Genomic DNA, 17,954 nt, shown 5'->3' on the forward strand with positions numbered 1-17,954 from the left:
TATTTGATGGCTATTTGATTGCGCCCGCGCATAACCCACTCCGGCCCCCCGGGAAAAACGAATACACCGCTGTTTTTTAAATGAATTATCCATTTGATGGCTATTTGATCGGCAGCCACCGAACCAGCACTAAGTAACGAAAAGCCGTTTTCGTTACTTAGCAGCAAAGCTTAGGTAAGGATGAGCAGGAAACCATGCATAGAGAAATCGACTTTGAAAACGAGATCGAACACTTCCTGCTCGGTGAGGGCGGCTATGTCACGGCGGCGGCCGCCGATTACGATGCGGAACGGGCGCTCTTTCCGGCGGCGGTGCTGCATTTCGTGCAGACCACCCAGCCCCGTTTCTGGCAGCGTCTGGCGGACTTGAACAAGGGCACGGCGGCCACGGTGCTGCTCGACAGCCTGGGCAAGGAGCTGGAAAGCAAGGGCATGCTGACAGTGCTGCGCGAAGGCTTCAAATGCTTCGGCAAGACGGTGCGCATGGCCTGGTTCGCCCCCAATACCGGCATGGACCCGGTGGCGACGGCGCGCTATGCCGACAACCGGCTGCAACTGGTCCGTCAGGTCAAGACCAAAAGCGGCGCCATTCCCGACGTGCTGCTGGCGGTCAATGGCTTGCCGGTGGCGACGCTGGAACTGAAAAACCCGATGACCGGCCAGCGCGTCGAGGATGCCCGGATTCAGTACCGCAGCCAGCGCGATCCGCAGGAATTGCTGTTTGCCTACAAGCAGCGCTGTCTGGTGCATTTCGCGGTGGATACCGAGGAAGTGGCGATGACCACCCGGCTGGAGGGCAAGGACACCTTCTTTCTGCCCTTCAACCGGGGCCATAACTTTGGCGCCGGCAACCCGCCGGTGGCCGGCGATGTGCGCACCGCCTACCTGTGGCGGGAAGTGCTGAACCGCGACAGCCTGCTCGACATCCTCGCCCGCTTCCTGCATCTGGAAGTCGAGGAAACGACGCTGGCGACCGAGAAGGGCCTGAAGCGGCATCGCAAGGAAACGATGATTTTTCCGCGTTACCACCAGTTGACCGCAGTAAGACAACTGGTCGCCCATACCCAGGCGCACGGCGCGGGCCACAATTACCTGATCCAGCATTCGGCCGGGTCGGGCAAATCCAATTCCATCGCCTGGCTGGCGCATCGCCTGTCCTGCCTGCATGACGCGCAGGACGAGAAGATTTTTCATTCGGTGGTGGTGATTACCGACCGCCTGGTGCTCGACCAGCAGTTGCAGGACACCATCTTCCAGTTCGACCACAAGTTGGGCGTGGTGCAGAAGATCGACGAAAACACCCAGCAACTAGCCAAGGCGCTGTCGGATGGCGTGCCTATCGTGATTTCGACCATCCAGAAATTCCCCTTCATCACCCAGGCCATCCAGACGCTGGAAAAGCACGGTCATGAGGTGTCCATCGACACCGCCGGCAAGCGTTTCGCGGTGATTGTGGACGAGGCCCACAGCTCGCAAAGCGGCGAAACCGCCATGGAGTTGCGCAAGATATTGAACAAGGAAGGCATAGCAGCGACGATTGCCGAGCAGTTGCTCGATCTCGATGAGGAAAATCTCAGCGAAGCAGCGAAAACGGAACTGCTGCGCGAGCAGTTGAAGCGCGCCCGCCAGCCCAACCTGAGTTTCTTTGCCTTCACGGCGACGCCCAAATTCAAGACCATGGCGGTGTTCAACGAGCCGGGCGAGAACGGCAAGCCGCCCTTTCACCTGTACAGCATGCGCCAGGCCATCGACGAGGGTTTCATCCACGACGTGCTCAAGGGCTACACCTGCTATGCGCGCTATTACCACCTGATCCAGCAGATCGAAGACGACCCGGAAGTGCCGCGCCGCAAGGCCGCCCGCGCCCTGGCCCGGTTTGTTGACCTGCACGATTACAACATCGGCCAGAAGGTGGAAGTGATCGTCGAGCACTTCCGCACTCATACCAAACACCGCATCGGCGGGCGGGCCAAAGCCATGGTGGTGACCGCTTCCCGCGAACATGCGGTGCGCTACAAGCTGGCCTTCGACCAGTACCTGAAGGACCGGTGCTACACCGACATCAAGTCGCTGATCGCCTTTTCCGGCGAGATCATGCTCAAGGAACACGGCGAGCAGAAATTCACCGAGGTCGGCATGAACGGCGGCATCAAGGAAAAGGAACTGCCGGAGAAGTTCAACTCCGAGGAATACCAGGTCTTGCTGGTCGCCGAGAAATACCAGACCGGTTTCGACCAGCCCCTGCTGCACACCATGTACGTGGATCGCAAGCTGACCGGCATCCAGGCGGTGCAGACGCTGTCGCGCCTGAACCGGACGACGCGCGGCAAGGAAAACACCTTCGTGCTCGATTTCGTGAACAAGCCGGAAGAAATCTACGCCGCTTTCAAGCCCTATTACGAATTCACGCCACCGGGCGAGGAGACCGACCCGCAGCAACTGAACGCCCTGGCCCACACGCTCAATGAATGGAAAATCTACGCCCGCAGCGAGGTCGATGCCTGGTGCGAAATCTGGTTCCGCAACCGGATGCAACCGACCGGCGGCGAACACAAGAAACTGAGCGGCCTGATTGATCTCGCCGTGGATCGTTTCAAGGCACTCGAAGCGGAAGACCAGGCCCTGTTCAAGGGCCAGCTGGCCAGCTTTCGCAACTTGTACATGCTGGTTTCGCAGATCATTCCCTATCAAGATTCCGACCTGGAAAAGCTCTACACCTACGGGCGTTTTCTGTTGAGCAAGCTGCCAGCGGGCGACGACCAGCGCGCAGTCAAGGTGGATGACGAGGTGGAACTGAAGTATTACCGCCTGCAGAAAATCAGCGAAGGCGCCATCGACCTCAAGGCCGGCGAACCGGAAGCGCTTTACGGCCCGACGGCAGTCGGCACCGGCCAAGAAGACGAGGAGGTTCGGCTGTCCACGCTGGTGGTCAAACTCAACGAACGTTTCGGCACCGAATTCACCCCGGCCGACCAGCTTTTCTTCGAGCAGGTGCGGGAAACGGCGATTGCCAACGCGCACCTGCAACAGGCTGCCGCCGCCAACAGCCTGGAGAACTTCGAGCCGGTCTTCAACAAACAACTGGAAAACCTGTTCGTCGAGCGCATGGAAGGCAACGAGGAAATTTTCGTCCGTTTGATGAACGACGACGCCTTCCGCAGTCTGGCCACCTCGCATCTGATGCGGGCGGTTTATCAGCAGATCCGGCAGCAGCAGGATCTGCCCGTAGCCTAGGCGAGAGCAATAATGCCCGAACTAATCCTCTACACCAGCGGAGACGGCCAGACCAGCATCAAGCTACGCACCGAGGACGGCACGGTCTGGCTATCGCAGCAGGAAATGGCCGAGTTGTTCGCGACCAGTATTCCGAACATCAACCAGCATGTGCGCAAGATTCTGGCCGAGGGCGAGCAAACCGAGGCAACTATTAAGTCTTGCTTAATAGTTCAAGACGAAGGCAGCAGAAGCGTTCGCCGCAAAACCATGGTGTACAGCCTACCGCTGATCCTGGCCGTCGGCTACCGGGTGCGCTCGGCGCGCGGCACGCAGTTTCGGCAGTGGGCGACACGGCATCTGAACGAATTCCTGGTCAAGGGCTTCGTGATGGACGATGCACGTCTGAAAGACCCGGCCGGCTGGGATTATTTCGACGAACTGCTGGCCCGCATCCGCGACATCCGGAGCTCGGAGAAACGCTTCTACCAGAAGGTCCGCGATATTTACGCGACGGCGGTCGACTACGACGGCAAGAGCGAGGCAGCACAATTGTTCTTCAAGAAGGTGCAAAACAAGATGCTGTGGGCGATCACTGGCCAGACGGCCGCCGAGCTGATTGTCGGGCGGGCCGATGCCGGGGCGCCGAACATGGGGCTGACCACCTGGGCTGGCGGTCAAATTCGCCAGAAGGACGTGACGATTGCCAAGAATTACCTGAACGCCGAGGAAATCGACGAGCAGAACCGGATCGTCACCATGTACCTGGAATTCGCCGAGGATCAGGCGCGGCGCCGCAAAACCATGACCATGTCCGACTGGGCAGGCCGGCTGGACGCCTTTCTCAGCTTCAACGAGCGTGAGGTACTGACCCATGCCGGCAGGCCGAGCGTCTCGCCGCCGATGACCAAGACCTGCGTGCTCTGGAAGAAATCCGCGATGGCCGCTCAAGCAAGAAAACAGGAGATTGACCGATGGCACTGAACCTCCGCCAAACCGTGACCGATTTTCTCAAGGCCCACCCAGAGGAGCGCTTCACCGCCCGCGACTTGGCGTGTTGGATGTTCGAGAATATGCGCGAGGCCTGCGAGGAAAAACGCCGTAACAGCCAACAGGATCTTTCCGAGGATGCCCGCTTGCTCTGGCAACTCGTCGCCGAAATCAGCGCCAACCGGCCGGAAATCCAGAAGCGCTGGCCGCAAGTGCGCACTACCGAAACCCGCCCCCGTCGCTATTACTGGACGAACGCCAGCGAGGCCGCCGAGGTCGCCAAGGTGGAAAGCGCGACGCCTGAGCTGGTCGGCAAGCTTGCCGGGAAAGCCTTGAGCGAGCATGCGCTTTACCCGCTGCTCTGCCGCTTTCTCCATGTCGAGCAAGGGCTTTACCCGAAACGGATCGACGAGAAGCGCTCGACCAACCGGCATGGCCCGAACGGCAACAAATGGCTGTATCCCGATCTGGTTGCGATGGAAGACATCGGTGCCGAGTGGGATCGGGAAATCCGTGCCTGCGTCCAGCAAGTCGGCGCCCAACGCACCCGCCTGTGGTCCTTCGAGGTCAAGCTGCTGGTCAACCGCTCGAACGTCCGGGAGGTCTGGTTCCAGGCGGTGTCCAACTCATCCTGGGCCAATTTCGGTTATCTGGTCGCCGCCGATATCCAGGAATCGGCGATGAAGGAATTGCGCCTGCTCGCCGCTTCCTACGGCATCGGCCTGATCCGCCTGAACACCGAGGACCCGAGCGAGAGCGAAATATTGATTCCGGCCCGCGAACATCCCGATATCGACTGGGATGCCTGCAACCGGCTGGCGCTGGAGAATACCGACTTCCGCGACTTCATCAGTTGGGTGCGTCAGTTCCACCAGACAGACAACGCTCGTGTCGGTGACTGGGATTTGCCCGAGGCGGTCGAGTAATTTTGGCGCGTCAGTGGCGCATTTAGCGGCTGCGGACGAATTTCTGTTCGGTTACCGCTTTGCCCCACTGCGTCCCCTGGATTTCCTCGACCAGTTGGAAGCCGGCCTTTTCGTACAGGTGCCGCGCCGTGTCCAGACCGCTGATGGTCCATAGATAGATGCCGGGAATGCCGCGGCTGTCGCAATGACGGATCGCTTCGCCGAGCAGTTGGCGTCCGGCGCCCTGGCCGCGGGCTGCGTCGTCGAGAATGAACCAGCGCAAATGGGCGTTCGGCTCGGCCGCGCCGGTGACATCCAGGGCAATGGAGCCGACGATCTCGTCGCCCATCGTCGCCAGCCAGAGGCCGTTGTCGGCGTGCTCCAGGCGCGGCACGAAGGCAGCCAGCTCGCTTGCCACCTTGCATTCGAAATACTCGCCGAAACCGACTTGCCGGGCGTAATAGCTGGCGTGCATCTCGGTGATCCGCCCGATGGCGCCGGGCAGGTAGCCGCGATGCAGCGTAACGCCTGCGCCGTCGTCCGGCTGGAGCGCGCCGCCGCTCCGGCACGAGGCCAGGGCCTGAGCGTAACCGTGCAGGCCGGACAAGACCGAAGCACCGAGATGCGGCGGAATCCGCTGCAAGGCTTCGGCGACCTGCCGATTGCCGAAGGCATGGATGGCGGCGACGCTTTTCCGGCCGCGCTCGCTCAGGGCAAGCAATTTGATTCGGCGATCGTCCGGGCTGGCTTGCTCGACAATCTCGCCGCCGGCGATCAGTTTGGCCAGCATCCGGCTGACCGAGGACTTTTCCAGATTGAGCAGTGTCGCCAGTTGCGCTGCGGTCAGCGGCCCGGCCAGATCGATTTCGATTAGGGCATGGACAGCCGAGGCGGGCAGCCCGGAGCCGGCCAACGTGGACTGCATGAAGCCCAGTTCACGCACCAGCTGCCGCGAGGCGCGGCGGATTTGCGCCAGCCTTTGCGAAGTAGCGGCCATCACTGCCCTCCCAGCGTCGATATTGGTTGCATCATACAACCAATATCGACGACCGGGGTTTGCCGCCGACGGTCGATTGGCCAGCCGCTAGGTTCGGGCCACCGCCGCCCCGGCCAGTACCGCCGGCATGGCCTGACGCATGATGTCGATGAAGCAGCGCAGGCGGGCCGGGTAGAAGCGGGCGTAGGGATAGACCAGGCTGACCGGCAAAGACGGCGCCTGCCAGGCCGGCGTCAGATGCAGCAGACGGCCACCGGCCAGATCGTCGGCCAGCACCCAGGCCGAGCCGATGCAGGCACCCAGACCAAGCAGGGCGGCGCTGCGCAGCGCGTACAGGCTATCGGTACTGAAGCGCGGGGTAATCGGCACCCGCTCGACCACGCCGCTTTCGACATGCTTCAGACTCACTTCATTGCGGTAATAGGTGCGCAACGCGAGCCAGGGCAAGGCGGCCAGTTCGCCGGCCGCCGTCGGCACCGGCCCGCCGTTCAGCACTTCCGGCGCGGCGACGACGATGCGCGGCACTTCCGACAGGTGGATGGCGACCAAGCCCGGATCGGTCACCTCGCCAACCTGGATCGCGCAATCGATGCCGGCCGCGATGTAGTCCTGGATCACCCGGTCGTCGTGCAGCGACCACTCGACGGTCATGCGCGGATAGCGTTTCAGGTAGTCGGCGAGCGGCTTGATCAGCCTTTCCTGGCCGAAGGCATGCGGCACCACCACGCGCAGGATGCCCTCCGGCTCGTCACCCGCGCCGCGCAGATCCGACTCGAAGGCCGCCCAGCGGGTCAACAGTTCCTTGGCTTGCTCGTAGCAGCGCTCGCCATCCACGGTCAGCCGCATGGCATGCGTCGTTCGTTGCAGCAGGCGGAGGCCGAGCGAACGCTCGAGGGCTTGCAGGCGACGGCTGATGGTCGGCTGCGTCATGCCCATCTGGCCGGCAGCGGCGGAAAGGCTACCGGCTTCGACGATACGGACGAAGGTTTGCATCAGTTCGATGCGATCCCCGGTGATCGCCAACGAAGGCGTGCTCAGCCCCGTTTCCGGCGCATTGTCTTGTCGTTCGCTCATACACCTACCGTATAACTAATGTGTCGAAGACGATACTACCGTTCCGTTGCCAGACCAACAAGAATGGGCACCATCAACAACCAGCCGGTAAGGTGAAAAAATGTCTTCCATTCAAAATACGCATGAAAGTGGTGAAACAAGTCGTCAGGCGGCCACACCGGCGCTGCTTTCTCCCCAATTGACCCTGCTATTGGCGGCCGGCGCCGGATTTTCGGTGGCCACGCTGTACTACAGCCAGCCGATACTCGGCATTCTCGGCGCCGATATCGGTGCTTCGGACCATGCCGTCGGCTTGGTGCCGACCCTGACGCAACTGGGTTACGCCCTCGGCATCCTGTTGCTCGCCCCGCTCGGCGATCGCCATGACCGCCGCACCATCATCCTGATCAAGGCTGCGCTGTTGATCGCCGCTCTGTTGCTCGGCGCTGGCGCGCCATCGATCGGCCTGTTGCTGGTCGCCAGCCTGGCCATCGGCCTGACCGCCACGCTGGCCCAGGACATCGTCCCGGCCGCCGCCACACTGGCCCCGCTGGCCCAACGCGGCCGGGTGGTCGGTACGGTGATGACCGGCTTGCTGATGGGCATCCTACTATCGCGCGTCGTCAGCGGCTTGATTGCCGAACATTTCGGCTGGCGAGCGATCTTCATCGTCGCGGCAGCCAGCATCGCCCTGATCGGCATTACCGCCTGGCGTGTGCTGCCGAAATTCGAGCCGACCACGAATCTTTCCTACAGCGCCCTGCTCGGTTCGCTGCATACGCTATGGCTACGCCATGCCAGCCTGCGTCGTGCCGCCCTGGCTCAGGGCCTGCTGGCTGTCGGCTTCAGCGCCTTCTGGTCCACGCTGGCGGTGATGCTGCACGCCGCGCCCTTCCATCTCGGCAGCGCCGTGGCCGGCAGCTTCGGCCTGGCCGGCGCCGCCGGCGCCCTGGCCGCGCCACTGGCCGGCCACCTCGCCGACCGGCGCGGCCCCGAGCTGGTGACGCGCCTGGGTGCCGGGCTCAGCGTCCTGTCCTTCGCCGGCCTGTCGCTGGCGCCGCTGCTCTCGCCGAGCGCCCAGCTGTGGCTGCTCGGCATCGGTGCCATCGGCTTCGATCTCGGCGTCCAGGCCAGCTTGATCGCCCATCAGACCATCGTTTACAGCATCGACCCCGGCGCCCGCAGCCGCCTCAACGCCGTGCTCTTCGTCGGCATGTTCATCGGCATGGCCGGCGGCGCAGCGCTCGGCAGCCTGTTGCTCGGCCAGTGGGGCTGGATTGCCGTCACCGGCATGGCGGCGGCCACTTCCCTTGCTGCACTGGCGGTACGTTTCTGGAAGTTGCCGCCGGCCCTGGCTTAGAAAAATCGACCAGCATCGCCGACCGCATCGGCGATGCTGGTTGCGCAGACCAAGTTCTTCCCGCCACGCCTTATTCGATACCGACCATGCCCGCCTCGGGATAGCGCGCCCCGGCCACCCGCTCGACGGCGAACATCCGGTCGAGTTCGGCGATTTCATCGGCATTGAGCAGCACATCCGCGGCGGCCACATTCTGCTCGAGATAGGCAATGCGCCGGGTTCCCGGAATAGGTACGACGTGGGGATGTTTGTCGAGCAGCCAGGCCAGCGCCACCTGGGCGTTGGTCAAGCGATGGGCGCTGGCGAAGCGGCCGAGTTCGGCCACCAGCTGGCTGTTGATTTTTTCCGCTTCGCCGACGAAACGCGGGTTGTGCTTGCGGAAATCGCCCTCGCCCAGTTGGTCGCTATGCACGGCGCCGGTCAGGAAGGCGCGACCGAGCGGGCTGTAGGCGATGAAGGTGACGCCCAGTTCGGCGCAGGTCGGCAGCATGGCCGCTTCGGCATCCCGCGACCACAGCGAGTATTCGCTTTGCACGGCCGCCACCGGATGCACGGCATGGGCGCGCCGCAGGGTTTCCGGCGACACCTCGGAAAGACCGATCTGGCGGACCTTGCCGGCCGCCACCAGGGCTGCCAGGGCGCCGACCATGTCCTCGATCGGCACTTCCGGGTTGCGGCGGTGGCAGTAGTAGAGGTCGATGGTTTCGACACCGAGGCGCTGCAGCGACGCTTCGCAGGCACTTTGGATGTAGGCCGGGGTGTTGTCGATCCGTCGCTCGTAAGCCCCCGGCTGGCGGACGATGCCGAACTTGCTGGCGATCACCACCTGCGGCCGGCGGGCCGCCCCGCCTTGCTTGAGAAAGCGGCCAAGCAGGCTTTCGTTGTGACCGAAACCGTAGGTATCGGCGGTATCGAAGAGGTTGATGCCGAGTTCGAGCGCCCGTTCCAGCGTCGCCAGCGACTGTTCATCGTCGCTGGCCCCGTAAAACTCGCTCATCCCCATGCAGCCGAGGCCAAGCGCCGAGATGACTGGGCCACCGGCCCCGAGCGTGCGTTGTTGCATGTCCATGCTCCTTATTGAACGGTATAGCCGCCGTCGATCATCAAACCCTGGCCGCTGATGTAACTTGCCGCATCCGACAGCAGGAAGAGCACCGGACGGGCGATTTCTCCGGGCTGCCCGACACGGCCGGCGGGGTACTCCAGCGTCGCCGCATGGAGGCTCTCGATACTACCGAAACCCTGCGCCGCCATCGACGTTTCGACCGGCCCCGGGCATACCGCGTTGATGCGGATGCCCTGCTTGTAGTATTCCAGCGCCGCCGTGCGGGTCAGGCCGAGCACCGCATGCTTGCTGGCGGTATAGGGTGACAGACCGGGGAAAGCCACCTGGGCGACGAGGGAAGCATTGTTGACGATGGCGCCGCCACCGGTGGACAACATCGCGGCGATTTCATATTTCAGCGACCAGAAGACGCCGGAAACATTGGTCCGCATCACCGCGTCGAAATCGGCGCTGTCGATTTCGTGCAGCGGCGCCGCGACGCCGAGCCGGCCGGCATTGTTGAAGGCGCCATCGAGCCGGCCGAAGCGGGCAACGGTGGCGGCTACGGCAGCCTGAACCTCGGATTCGATTTCGACATCCATGCGCAGCACGAGTGCCTTGCCGCCTGCTGCCTCGATTTGGCCGGCCAGAATGTCGCTGGCCGCGCTGCGCCGGGCGGCCAGTGCCACGTTGGCGCCGGCCTGGCCGAGCGCCAGGGCGGTCGCCGCCCCGATACCGGACGAAGCGCCAGTCACGAGATAGGTGCGGCCGGCAAGATCGGCGGAAATAGCTGTCATGTTGGGTCTCCTTGAAGGTAGGTAAAAATCCAGGAATCAGATTAGGCGGAGTGTCGGTGTGCCACAATCCGCACAATCCTTGATGACTTACTGAAAAATTCTCACCAATATGGACCGCCCTAGTCTTGCCGACCTTCAGGCTTTCGCCACCGTCGCCCGGCTGCGCAGCTTTCGCCGCGCCGCCGGCGAGCTGCACGTTTCCCCTTCCGCCTTGAGCCACACGCTGCGCAGCCTGGAAACCCGGCTCGGCGTGCGCCTCCTTAACCGCACGACGCGCAGCGTGTCCCCCACCGAAGCCGGCCAGCGCCTGCTCGCCCGCCTTGCCCCGACCCTGCAGGAACTCGACGACGCGCTCGACGAAATCAACAGCTTTCGCGATTCGCCGGTTGGCACGCTGCGTCTCAATGTGCCGCGCGCCGCCGCCGAATACGTGCTGGCCCCCCTCGCCAGCCGCTTTCTGCGCGAAAACCCCGGCATGCGCCTGGAAATCGTCATCGACGACAGCCTGATCGACATCGTCGCCGCCGGTTTCGATGCCGGCGTGCGCTTCGGCGAACGCCTGGCCCAGGACATGATCGCCGTGCCCTTCGGCCCGGCCCAGCGTTTCGTGGTGGTCGCTTCGCCGGCCTACCTGGCCGAGCATGGCAAACCCGCCGCGCCGCAGCAGCTATCGGCCCATCGTTGCATTCGCATCCGCTTTCCCAACGGCAGCATCTATCGTTGGGAGTTTTCCCGTGGCGATGAAAAAATTGAAGTCGAAGTCGAAGGTCCGCTCGATGTCGGCGAAATGTGGCTGATGGTGCGGGCCGCCGAGGATGGGGTCGGTTTGGCCTACGTTTATGAGCAATCGGCGGCATCGGCTCTGGCCGCCGGCCGGCTGGTCACGGTACTCGACGACTGGCGACCACCCGAACCGGGGTTTTTTCTCTATTACCCAAGTCGCCGTCTGGTCCCGGCCGGCCTGCGGGCGTTTATCGATTTGCTGCAAAAAACCGCGGAAAGTTGATCTTAATCAAATGACTATCTTTCTCCCTTCGACTTCCGGCGGTTTGGCTTGGTTCGGGCAAAAATGTTCGGACATAATGCCCGACTTCTAAAACCGTGTTCCGGAAGGCCCCGACGTGAATCTGAACGCCAAGGTCACGCTCTTCTTCGTCAGCATCGCTGCCCTCTTGCTGGCGGTGCTCATTGCCATCAGCCTCTACGCCTTTCGCAGCTTTTCGATCGCCTCGGCCACCGAGCACATTCGCACGGCCGGCGAAATCGTCCGCGTGCATCTGACCGAATCGATGATCAACGGCGTCATCGACAAGCGCGAAAGCTTCCTCAAGCGGATGCTCGAGGTGCAGGGACTGAAGTCGGCCCGCGTCGTCCGCTCGCCCGAGGTGGTCAAGCAGTTCGGTCAGGGCTTGAGCGTCGAATCGGCGGCCGACGACGTCGAACGCCGGGTGCTTACTGAAGGCAAGCCGTATTTCGGCATCCAAACCAGCGACGGCGAGACGGTCTTTCGCGGCACCATTCCCTACATCGCGACCGCCAACGGCACGCCGAACTGCCTGCAGTGCCACCAGGTCAGCGAGGGGGCCGTGCTCGGGGTGGTCAACATGACCATGTCGATCGAGGGACTCAAGGAAAAGGCCTTGTACACCGTGGCCGGCATCGTCGGCGCCGTGACCTTCTTCGTCCTGCTGCTGATTCTGCTGCTGCGCCGGCTGCTGCGCCCGATCTCGGACACGGCCAATGCCGTCGAACTGGCCGTCCAGAGCGCCCTGCGCGGCGACTTCAAGAGCCATGTCGAGAAAAAGACCAACGACGAAATCGGCCAGATCGCCACCGACATGAATCGTCTGCTGACCTTCCTCGACGATGGCCTGAACCGCATCGGCAGCAATGTCGCCCGCCTCACCGAACGGACGCCGGCACCCGGCGAAAATCTGCTGACGGCGACCATCGAGATGGTCGAAGGACTGACCAAGGCGGCCCATTTCAAGCAGGCGATCGAGGAAGACGAGTCGAAAACCGAGATTTACCAGCGCCTGGCCGCCACCCTGCACAGCGAGTTCGGGCTCGACGAATTTTCGCTCTACGAGATCAGCAGCAACAAGAAACAGATCCGGACCATCATGGTCGATGGCAAAACTGCCGATACCTGCCGCTGGTGCGATCCGGAAATCCTGATTCGCCCGGAGGCCTGCCGCGTCCGCCGGACCGGCCATATCGTCGATGGCGTGACCAATCCGGAAATCTGCTATGCCTTCCGGCCGCCCGCCGAACTGGGTGCCCGCCGCCATATCTGCTTCCCGGTCAACCAGTCCGGCTCGGTCGGCAGCGTCGTCCAGCTGCTGACGACGCCGGACGAGCAGGACAAGCTGCTCGACATGATCCCGTTCATCAATGTCTATCTGCGCGAGACCGCCCCGGTGCTGGAAACCAAGCGCCTGATGGAAAGCCTGCGCGACTCGACGCTGCGCGACCCGATGACCGGCCTCAACAACCGCCGCTTCCTCGAGGAATATGTCGAGACGCTGGTCGCCAGCGTGCAGCGCAAGCGAACCAGCGCCGCCATCCTGATGCTCGACCTCGACTACTTCAAGATGGTCAACGATACCTACGGCCACGATGCCGGCGATGCCGTACTGAAAGCGCTGTCGACGGTGCTCAAGCGCGCGGTTCGCGCCTCCGATCTGGTCATTCGCTACGGTGGCGAGGAATTCCTGATCATCCTGATCGATAGCGGTGGCGAAGCGGCCGAGCAGGTTGCCGAGAATATCCGGCTATCGGTCGAAGAACTGAAGGTTCCGGTGTCCGGCATCGTGATTCAGAAGACCATCTCGATCGGCATTTCCGATTTCCCGACCGACAGCGACACCTTCTGGCAGGCTGTAAAGTTTGCCGACGTGGCGCTGTATCAGGCCAAGGAACGGGGCCGCAACCGGGTGATCCGCTTCGCGCCGGCGATGTGGAGCGACAACAAGGAGTACTGAGCGGATTTATCTTGTACCAAACGTACAAGATAAATCGCCTCAGGCACTCATTATCAAAACCTAACCGAGCCAATACACTGGCGGCATTGTGAATTGTTCCCGAGGCCGCCCGTGATTTCTGCCCTTACTGTCCTGCTGATTTTCCAACTGATCGGCGAAGTGCTCGCCCGTTCTCTGGACCTGCCGGTACCCGGCCCGGTGATCGGCATGCTGCTGCTCTTTCTTGCGCTGCTGCTGCGCGGCGGCCCCGGCGACGGACTGCGGACGACCGGCCAGAACCTGCTGCAGCATCTTTCGCTGCTCTTCGTGCCGGCCGGCACCGGCATCATGGTGCATCTGCACCGCGTCGCCGATGAATGGCCGGCCTTGCTGCTGTCCTTGCTGATCAGCACGCTGGCGACGCTGGTCGTCACGGCACTGGCGATGAAGCTGTGCCAGCGCGCTGCACACCCGGGAGACAGCCAGTGACGCCGCGCATCAACGAAATCTGGGTCTATCTCTCGGCCTCGCCGCTGCTCGGCCTGACCATCACGCTGCTCGCCTATCAGGGCGCTTTCTGGATCTACCAGCGGTCCGGCAGCAATCCGCTGGCCAACCCGGTGCTGATCGCGGTCACCGCGCTGGTCGGCTTTCTGACGCTGACCGCCACCAGTTACGAAACCTACTTCGCCGGCGCCCAGTTCGTGCACTTCCTGCTCGGCCCGGCCACCGTCGCGCTGGCCATCCCGCTCTACACGCAGTTTCGCCGCGTCCGGGCGATGCTGCTGCCGGTCGTCGTCGGCCTGCTGGCCGGCAGCCTGACCGCCGTGCTCTCCGCCGTCCTGGTCGGCCGCCTGTTCGGCGCCAGCCTGTCTACCCAACTGTCGCTGGCCCCCAAGTCGGTGACCACACCAATCGCCATGGGCATTGCCGAGCGCATCGGCGGCATCCCGTCGCTGACGGCGGTGCTGGTCATCGTCACCGGCATCATCGGCGCGGTCGGCGCCCGTTACGTCTTCGATGCGATGAAGTTGCGCGATCCGGCGATCCGCGGCTTCGCCATCGGCATCGCCTCGCACGGCATCGGCACGGCACGGGCCTTCCAGGTCAACGAGCAAAGCGGCGCCTTCGCCGCCCTGGCGATGGGCCTGAACGGCGCCCTGACCGCCCTGCTCGTGCCACTGCTCGCCGGCTGGCTGACGGCGGCTTGAGGCGCGCTTAGGGTAAGTACCTATGGCTGAGATCAGGGTAGCGGCGAAGAATTAGCCCATGTTCATTCGTCCGCCCCCCGCCACCCCGAAACAGACTTGGCTCTGGCTCGCGCCTTATGTCGCGATCGGCGTTTTTGCCGTGGCCATGCTGATCATTACCGCGCTGCTTCAGTGGCGCGAGCTGGATACCGCCCGCTCGGCGCTGGAGGGCGACATGCACTGGGCCGAGCGGACCATCGAGAGCCGGCTGCACGCCCACATCGACTTTCTCGGCGAGTTGGGCCGCGAACAGGAATTCAAGCAACTGACCTACGAATCCTTCCAGGTGCGGGCGGCGCGCTATGTCCGCGACGCCCCGGAAATCGCCGCGATCATCTGGGTCGATACCGACGGCAAGGTGGAATGGGTGGCGCCCAACGAATCGAACGCCACCTTCGTCGGCGAGCAACTGACCGGCCAGCGCCTGAGCGCCCTGCGCGAAGCCTTGCGCATCCGCCGCGAGCTGGTCTCTCCCGATTACCCGGATGCCTACCAGCGGCCGGCCCACGACATCATTTTCCCGGTCCAGCGCGGCAGCGCCGATATCGGCGCCTTCATCGCCCTGCAGTCGCTGGAAACGCTGCTGCGTTCGACGCTGCCGGCGGTGTTTACCGCGCGCTACAGCCTGACGATTGTCGACACCGAGAATCGCGAAGTTTTCAGCAACTCCTCGATCAAGCCGACCGACCGCAAGGTTTCCGGAGCGATCAGTCTCGATCTGCCCAACAATCGCCTCGGTCTCAACATCATCGCCTATCGCGGCGGCGGCGCCTGGTTGCCGCTCCTGCCTGCGGCGCTGATCATCATCCTCACCGTGATCGCGACGATCACGCTGATCCAGCTACGTCGCCACGCCCAGCACCGGGCGCAAACCGAAGAACAGCTGCGCGCCGCCTACGCGTTCCGCCAGGCCATGTCGGAGTCGATGGTCACCGGCCTGCGCGCCATCGACCTCAAGGGCCGGATCACCTTCGTCAACTCGTCGTTTTGCCGGATGACCGGCTTCGACGAAAGCGAGCTGGTCGGCATCGCCCCGCCCTACCCCTACTGGCCGCCGGAGGAGTTTTACCAACTGCAGAACAACATCGACCAGGCGCTGGCCGGGGAAGCGCCGGCCCGTGGCTTCGAGATGCGCATCATGCGCAAGAACGGCGAGCGCTTCGACGTCCGCCTCTATTTCTCGCCACTGATCGATACCAAAGGCGCCCAGATCGGCTGGATGGCCTCGATGAACGACATCACCGAACCGAAACGGATCCGTGTCGAACTCGAACGAGCCCACGAACGCTTCGTAACCGTGATCGACGGCCTCGATGCGGCGGTACACGTCGCCGACGTGCAAACCGGTGAAATTCTCTTTGCCAATCGCGCCTTCCAGAACATTTTCGGCTTCGACAGCGTCGGTCGCGACTCGGCCATGGTGACCGCCCCCTGTCGGGCGCCGCCCGAAGCGCTGCACTGCGACCCGACCGTCCTGCGCGCCGAAGAATTGCCCTGCGAGCTGTTCGACGGCGAAATCCAGCACACCCTCTCCGGCCACTGGTATCACCTGCACGAACGGGCCATCCGCTGGGTCGATGGACGCACGGTACGCGTCCAGATCACCGCCGACATCACCGATCGGAAGCACATCGACGAGGTCAACCTGCAACAGCAGAAACGCCTGGAGCAGACCTCCCGGCTGATCACCATGGGCGAAATGGCCAGTTCGCTGGCCCACGAACTGAACCAGCCGCTGTCCGCGATCGCCAACTACTGCGCCGGTTGCGTCAAGCGCATGCAGGCCGGCAACTACAAGTTCGACGACCTGCTAGCTGCGATGCAGAAGGCGGCCGAACAGGCCGAGCGGGCCGGCAAGATCATCCGCCGGATGCGCGACATGGTGAAGAAGAGCGACCCGGTGCGGCTGCCGATCTCGCTCGAGGAACTGGTCGACGAGACGCGCGCCTTCGCCGATATCGAGGCGCAACGCACCGGCACGCAGATCGTGGTCGACATTCCCGAAAATCTGCCGCGTATCGTCGTCGATCACATCATGATCGAGCAGGTCCTGCTCAATCTGCTGAAAAATGGCATTGAAGCGATGAACGATGTACCCTTCGAGCGCCGCCGCCTGACCATCCAGGCCAAACCGGTCGATGAGCGGATGCTCGAAATATCGGTGGCCGACCAGGGGCACGGTCTCAACGAAGACGATATCGAGAAGATTTTTGCCCCGTTCTACACCACCAAGCCGGAAGGCATGGGCATCGGTCTGGCCATCTGCCGTTCGATCATCGAATTCCATCAGGGCCGGCTGTGGGTCGAACCGCGCCGCGAGGGCGGCACCGTATTCCGTTTCACCGTTCCGATAGAGGAAGAAGATGAGTGAGCTGAGTCAGACCATTTTTGTCGTCGACGACGATGAGGCCATGCGCGACTCGATGACCTGGCTGCTCGAAGGCGAAGGCTACCGGGTCGCCTGTTTCGCTTCCGGCGAGAATTTCCTGCACGAGCGGCATGACGATATGCGCGGCTGCCTGGTGCTCGACGTCCGGATGCCGGAAATGAGCGGCCTCGAACTGCAGGAAAAACTCGACGCCCTCGGTTCGCGCCTGCCGATCATCTTCGTCACCGGCCACGGCGACGTGCCGATGGCGGTTTCGGCGCTGCAGCGCGGCGCCTGCGACTTCATCGAGAAGCCCTTCCACAACGAGGAACTGCTGTCGCGCATCGAGCGCGCCCTTGCCCTCGACCAGCAGCTCGCTGCCCGCCGCGAGCGTGACGGGGCCATCGCCCACCGGCTGGAACAACTGACCCAGCGGGAAAGCGAAGTGATGCGCCTGGTCGTCGCCGGCAAGCTGAACAAGCAAATCGCCGACGAACTGGAAATCAGCATGAAAACCGTCGAAGCCCACCGCGCCCGGGTCATGGAAAAAATGGGCGTGCGCACGCTGGCCGAACTGGTCAAGGCGGTGATGAGCGTCAATTGATCTTGGCCGGTCGTCGCTGACCGGTGCCCCGGCGACTCAGAGCGGGATGATGTCGCTGTCGTCGGTCGTGCCGTAGTTGCCGGCGTAGTGGGTCTGGCCGCGGATTTCCTTGCGCCGCAGCAGCTTTTCCTGAACCCGCGGCGGCAGGTCGGTGAACAGGATGATTTCCTTGGCGATCAGCAGTTCGATCGTATCTTCGATGGCCCGGATGAAATCCCGGTCGAGTTCGGAAAGTTCGTTCTGCCGCCAGCGTTCGTGGATGAACTGGAGAGCCTCCGGATTATCGGCCGCCACGGCCTCCTGCGCCTCACCCAGCGGCATCGGGTGCAACTCGCGAATCTGCCCAGCGCCGTCTCGTGCCACGTAAAGCATGCCAACCTCTCCTGATCGATTTGGCCGCAGTCTGCATC

The 17,954-nt window shown here is 62.9% G+C and carries 15 protein-coding genes; 10 read left to right on the forward strand and 5 right to left on the reverse strand.

The genetic code is table 11. The annotated features are described in order from the left end of the window. Positions 1-194: 194 nt before the first annotated feature. The 3 genes from ACLIKD_RS13025 to ACLIKD_RS13035 are packed head-to-tail and all read left to right on the forward strand — an operon-like array spanning position 195 to position 5,128. Complete coding sequence (locus ACLIKD_RS13025; protein ID WP_428825405.1) at positions 195-3,233, forward strand: type I restriction endonuclease subunit R; 3,039 nt, start codon at positions 195-197, stop codon at positions 3,231-3,233. Between the two features lie 12 nt (positions 3,234-3,245). Beyond that, positions 3,246-4,196, forward strand: a complete 951-nt coding sequence (locus ACLIKD_RS13030; protein WP_428825406.1) for a virulence RhuM family protein — start codon at positions 3,246-3,248, stop codon at positions 4,194-4,196. Further along, positions 4,187-5,128 (forward strand): COG2958 family protein, encoded by a 942-nt coding sequence (locus ACLIKD_RS13035; protein ID WP_428825407.1) that lies wholly within the window; start codon positions 4,187-4,189, stop codon positions 5,126-5,128. The genes ACLIKD_RS13030 and ACLIKD_RS13035 overlap by 10 nt, the downstream gene beginning before the upstream one ends. Positions 5,129-5,150: 22 nt before the next feature. On the opposite strand, the gene ACLIKD_RS13040 is transcribed toward ACLIKD_RS13035, so the two are convergent. Next, positions 5,151-6,104 carry a bifunctional helix-turn-helix transcriptional regulator/GNAT family N-acetyltransferase gene (locus ACLIKD_RS13040; RefSeq protein ID WP_428825408.1) on the reverse strand — a complete coding sequence of 318 codons (954 nt, stop codon included), beginning with the start codon at positions 6,102-6,104 and terminating at the stop codon, positions 5,151-5,153. An 87-nt stretch (positions 6,105-6,191) separates the two neighbouring features. Beyond that, a complete protein-coding gene (locus tag ACLIKD_RS13045) occupies positions 6,192-7,178 on the reverse strand; it encodes a LysR family transcriptional regulator (protein WP_428825409.1) in 987 nt (328 codons plus the stop codon). A gap of 100 nt (positions 7,179-7,278) precedes the next feature. Here ACLIKD_RS13045 and ACLIKD_RS13050 point away from each other — a divergent pair, with 100 nt between their 5' ends. Next, on the forward strand, positions 7,279-8,517 hold the full coding sequence (locus ACLIKD_RS13050; RefSeq protein WP_428825410.1) for an MFS transporter: 1,239 nt from the start codon (positions 7,279-7,281) through the stop codon (positions 8,515-8,517). Between the two features lie 70 nt (positions 8,518-8,587). On the opposite strand, the gene ACLIKD_RS13055 is transcribed toward ACLIKD_RS13050, so the two are convergent. Together ACLIKD_RS13055 and ACLIKD_RS13060 are read right to left on the reverse strand one after the other, a co-directional pair. Next, positions 8,588-9,580, reverse strand: coding sequence for an aldo/keto reductase (locus ACLIKD_RS13055; protein WP_428825411.1), 993 nt, complete (start codon positions 9,578-9,580; stop codon positions 8,588-8,590). Positions 9,581-9,591: 11 nt separating this feature from the next. Further along, the gene (locus ACLIKD_RS13060) at positions 9,592-10,359 is read right to left on the reverse strand and encodes an SDR family NAD(P)-dependent oxidoreductase (RefSeq protein WP_428825412.1); all 768 of its coding nucleotides are present in this window, start codon (positions 10,357-10,359) and stop codon (positions 9,592-9,594) included. A 109-nt stretch (positions 10,360-10,468) separates the two neighbouring features. On the opposite strand from ACLIKD_RS13060, the gene ACLIKD_RS13065 reads away from it, so the two are divergent. The 6 genes from ACLIKD_RS13065 to ACLIKD_RS13090 all read left to right on the forward strand — a co-directional run bounded on the left by ACLIKD_RS13065 (position 10,469) and on the right by ACLIKD_RS13090 (position 17,544). Further along, positions 10,469-11,365 carry a LysR family transcriptional regulator gene (locus ACLIKD_RS13065; RefSeq protein WP_428825413.1) on the forward strand — a complete coding sequence of 299 codons (897 nt, stop codon included), beginning with the start codon at positions 10,469-10,471 and terminating at the stop codon, positions 11,363-11,365. 115 nt (positions 11,366-11,480) lie between these two features. Then, positions 11,481-13,343 carry a diguanylate cyclase gene (locus ACLIKD_RS13070; protein ID WP_428825414.1) on the forward strand — a complete coding sequence of 621 codons (1,863 nt, stop codon included), beginning with the start codon at positions 11,481-11,483 and terminating at the stop codon, positions 13,341-13,343. A 111-nt stretch (positions 13,344-13,454) separates the two neighbouring features. Then, complete coding sequence (locus ACLIKD_RS13075) at positions 13,455-13,811, forward strand: CidA/LrgA family protein (protein ID WP_226416637.1); 357 nt, start codon at positions 13,455-13,457, stop codon at positions 13,809-13,811. Next, positions 13,808-14,533 carry an LrgB family protein gene (locus ACLIKD_RS13080; protein WP_226416638.1) on the forward strand — a complete coding sequence of 242 codons (726 nt, stop codon included), beginning with the start codon at positions 13,808-13,810 and terminating at the stop codon, positions 14,531-14,533. Before ACLIKD_RS13075 ends, ACLIKD_RS13080 begins: the two co-directional genes overlap by 4 nt. A gap of 58 nt (positions 14,534-14,591) precedes the next feature. After that, the gene (locus ACLIKD_RS13085; RefSeq protein ID WP_428825415.1) at positions 14,592-16,943 is read left to right on the forward strand and encodes a PAS domain S-box protein; all 2,352 of its coding nucleotides are present in this window, start codon (positions 14,592-14,594) and stop codon (positions 16,941-16,943) included. Next, positions 16,936-17,544, forward strand: a complete 609-nt coding sequence (locus ACLIKD_RS13090) for a response regulator transcription factor (RefSeq protein ID WP_226416640.1) — start codon at positions 16,936-16,938, stop codon at positions 17,542-17,544. The genes ACLIKD_RS13085 and ACLIKD_RS13090 overlap by 8 nt, the downstream gene beginning before the upstream one ends. A 36-nt stretch (positions 17,545-17,580) precedes the next feature. Here ACLIKD_RS13090 and ACLIKD_RS13095 read toward each other — a convergent pair whose 3' ends face one another. Continuing rightward, positions 17,581-17,916, reverse strand: a complete 336-nt coding sequence (locus ACLIKD_RS13095; RefSeq protein ID WP_226416641.1) for a hypothetical protein — start codon at positions 17,914-17,916, stop codon at positions 17,581-17,583. Positions 17,917-17,954: the final 38 nt, after the last annotated feature.

This window comes from Azonexus sp. IMCC34842 (assembly GCF_050368855.1).
GTDB classification, from domain to species: Bacteria; Pseudomonadota; Gammaproteobacteria; order Burkholderiales; family Rhodocyclaceae; genus Azonexus; species Azonexus denitrificans_A.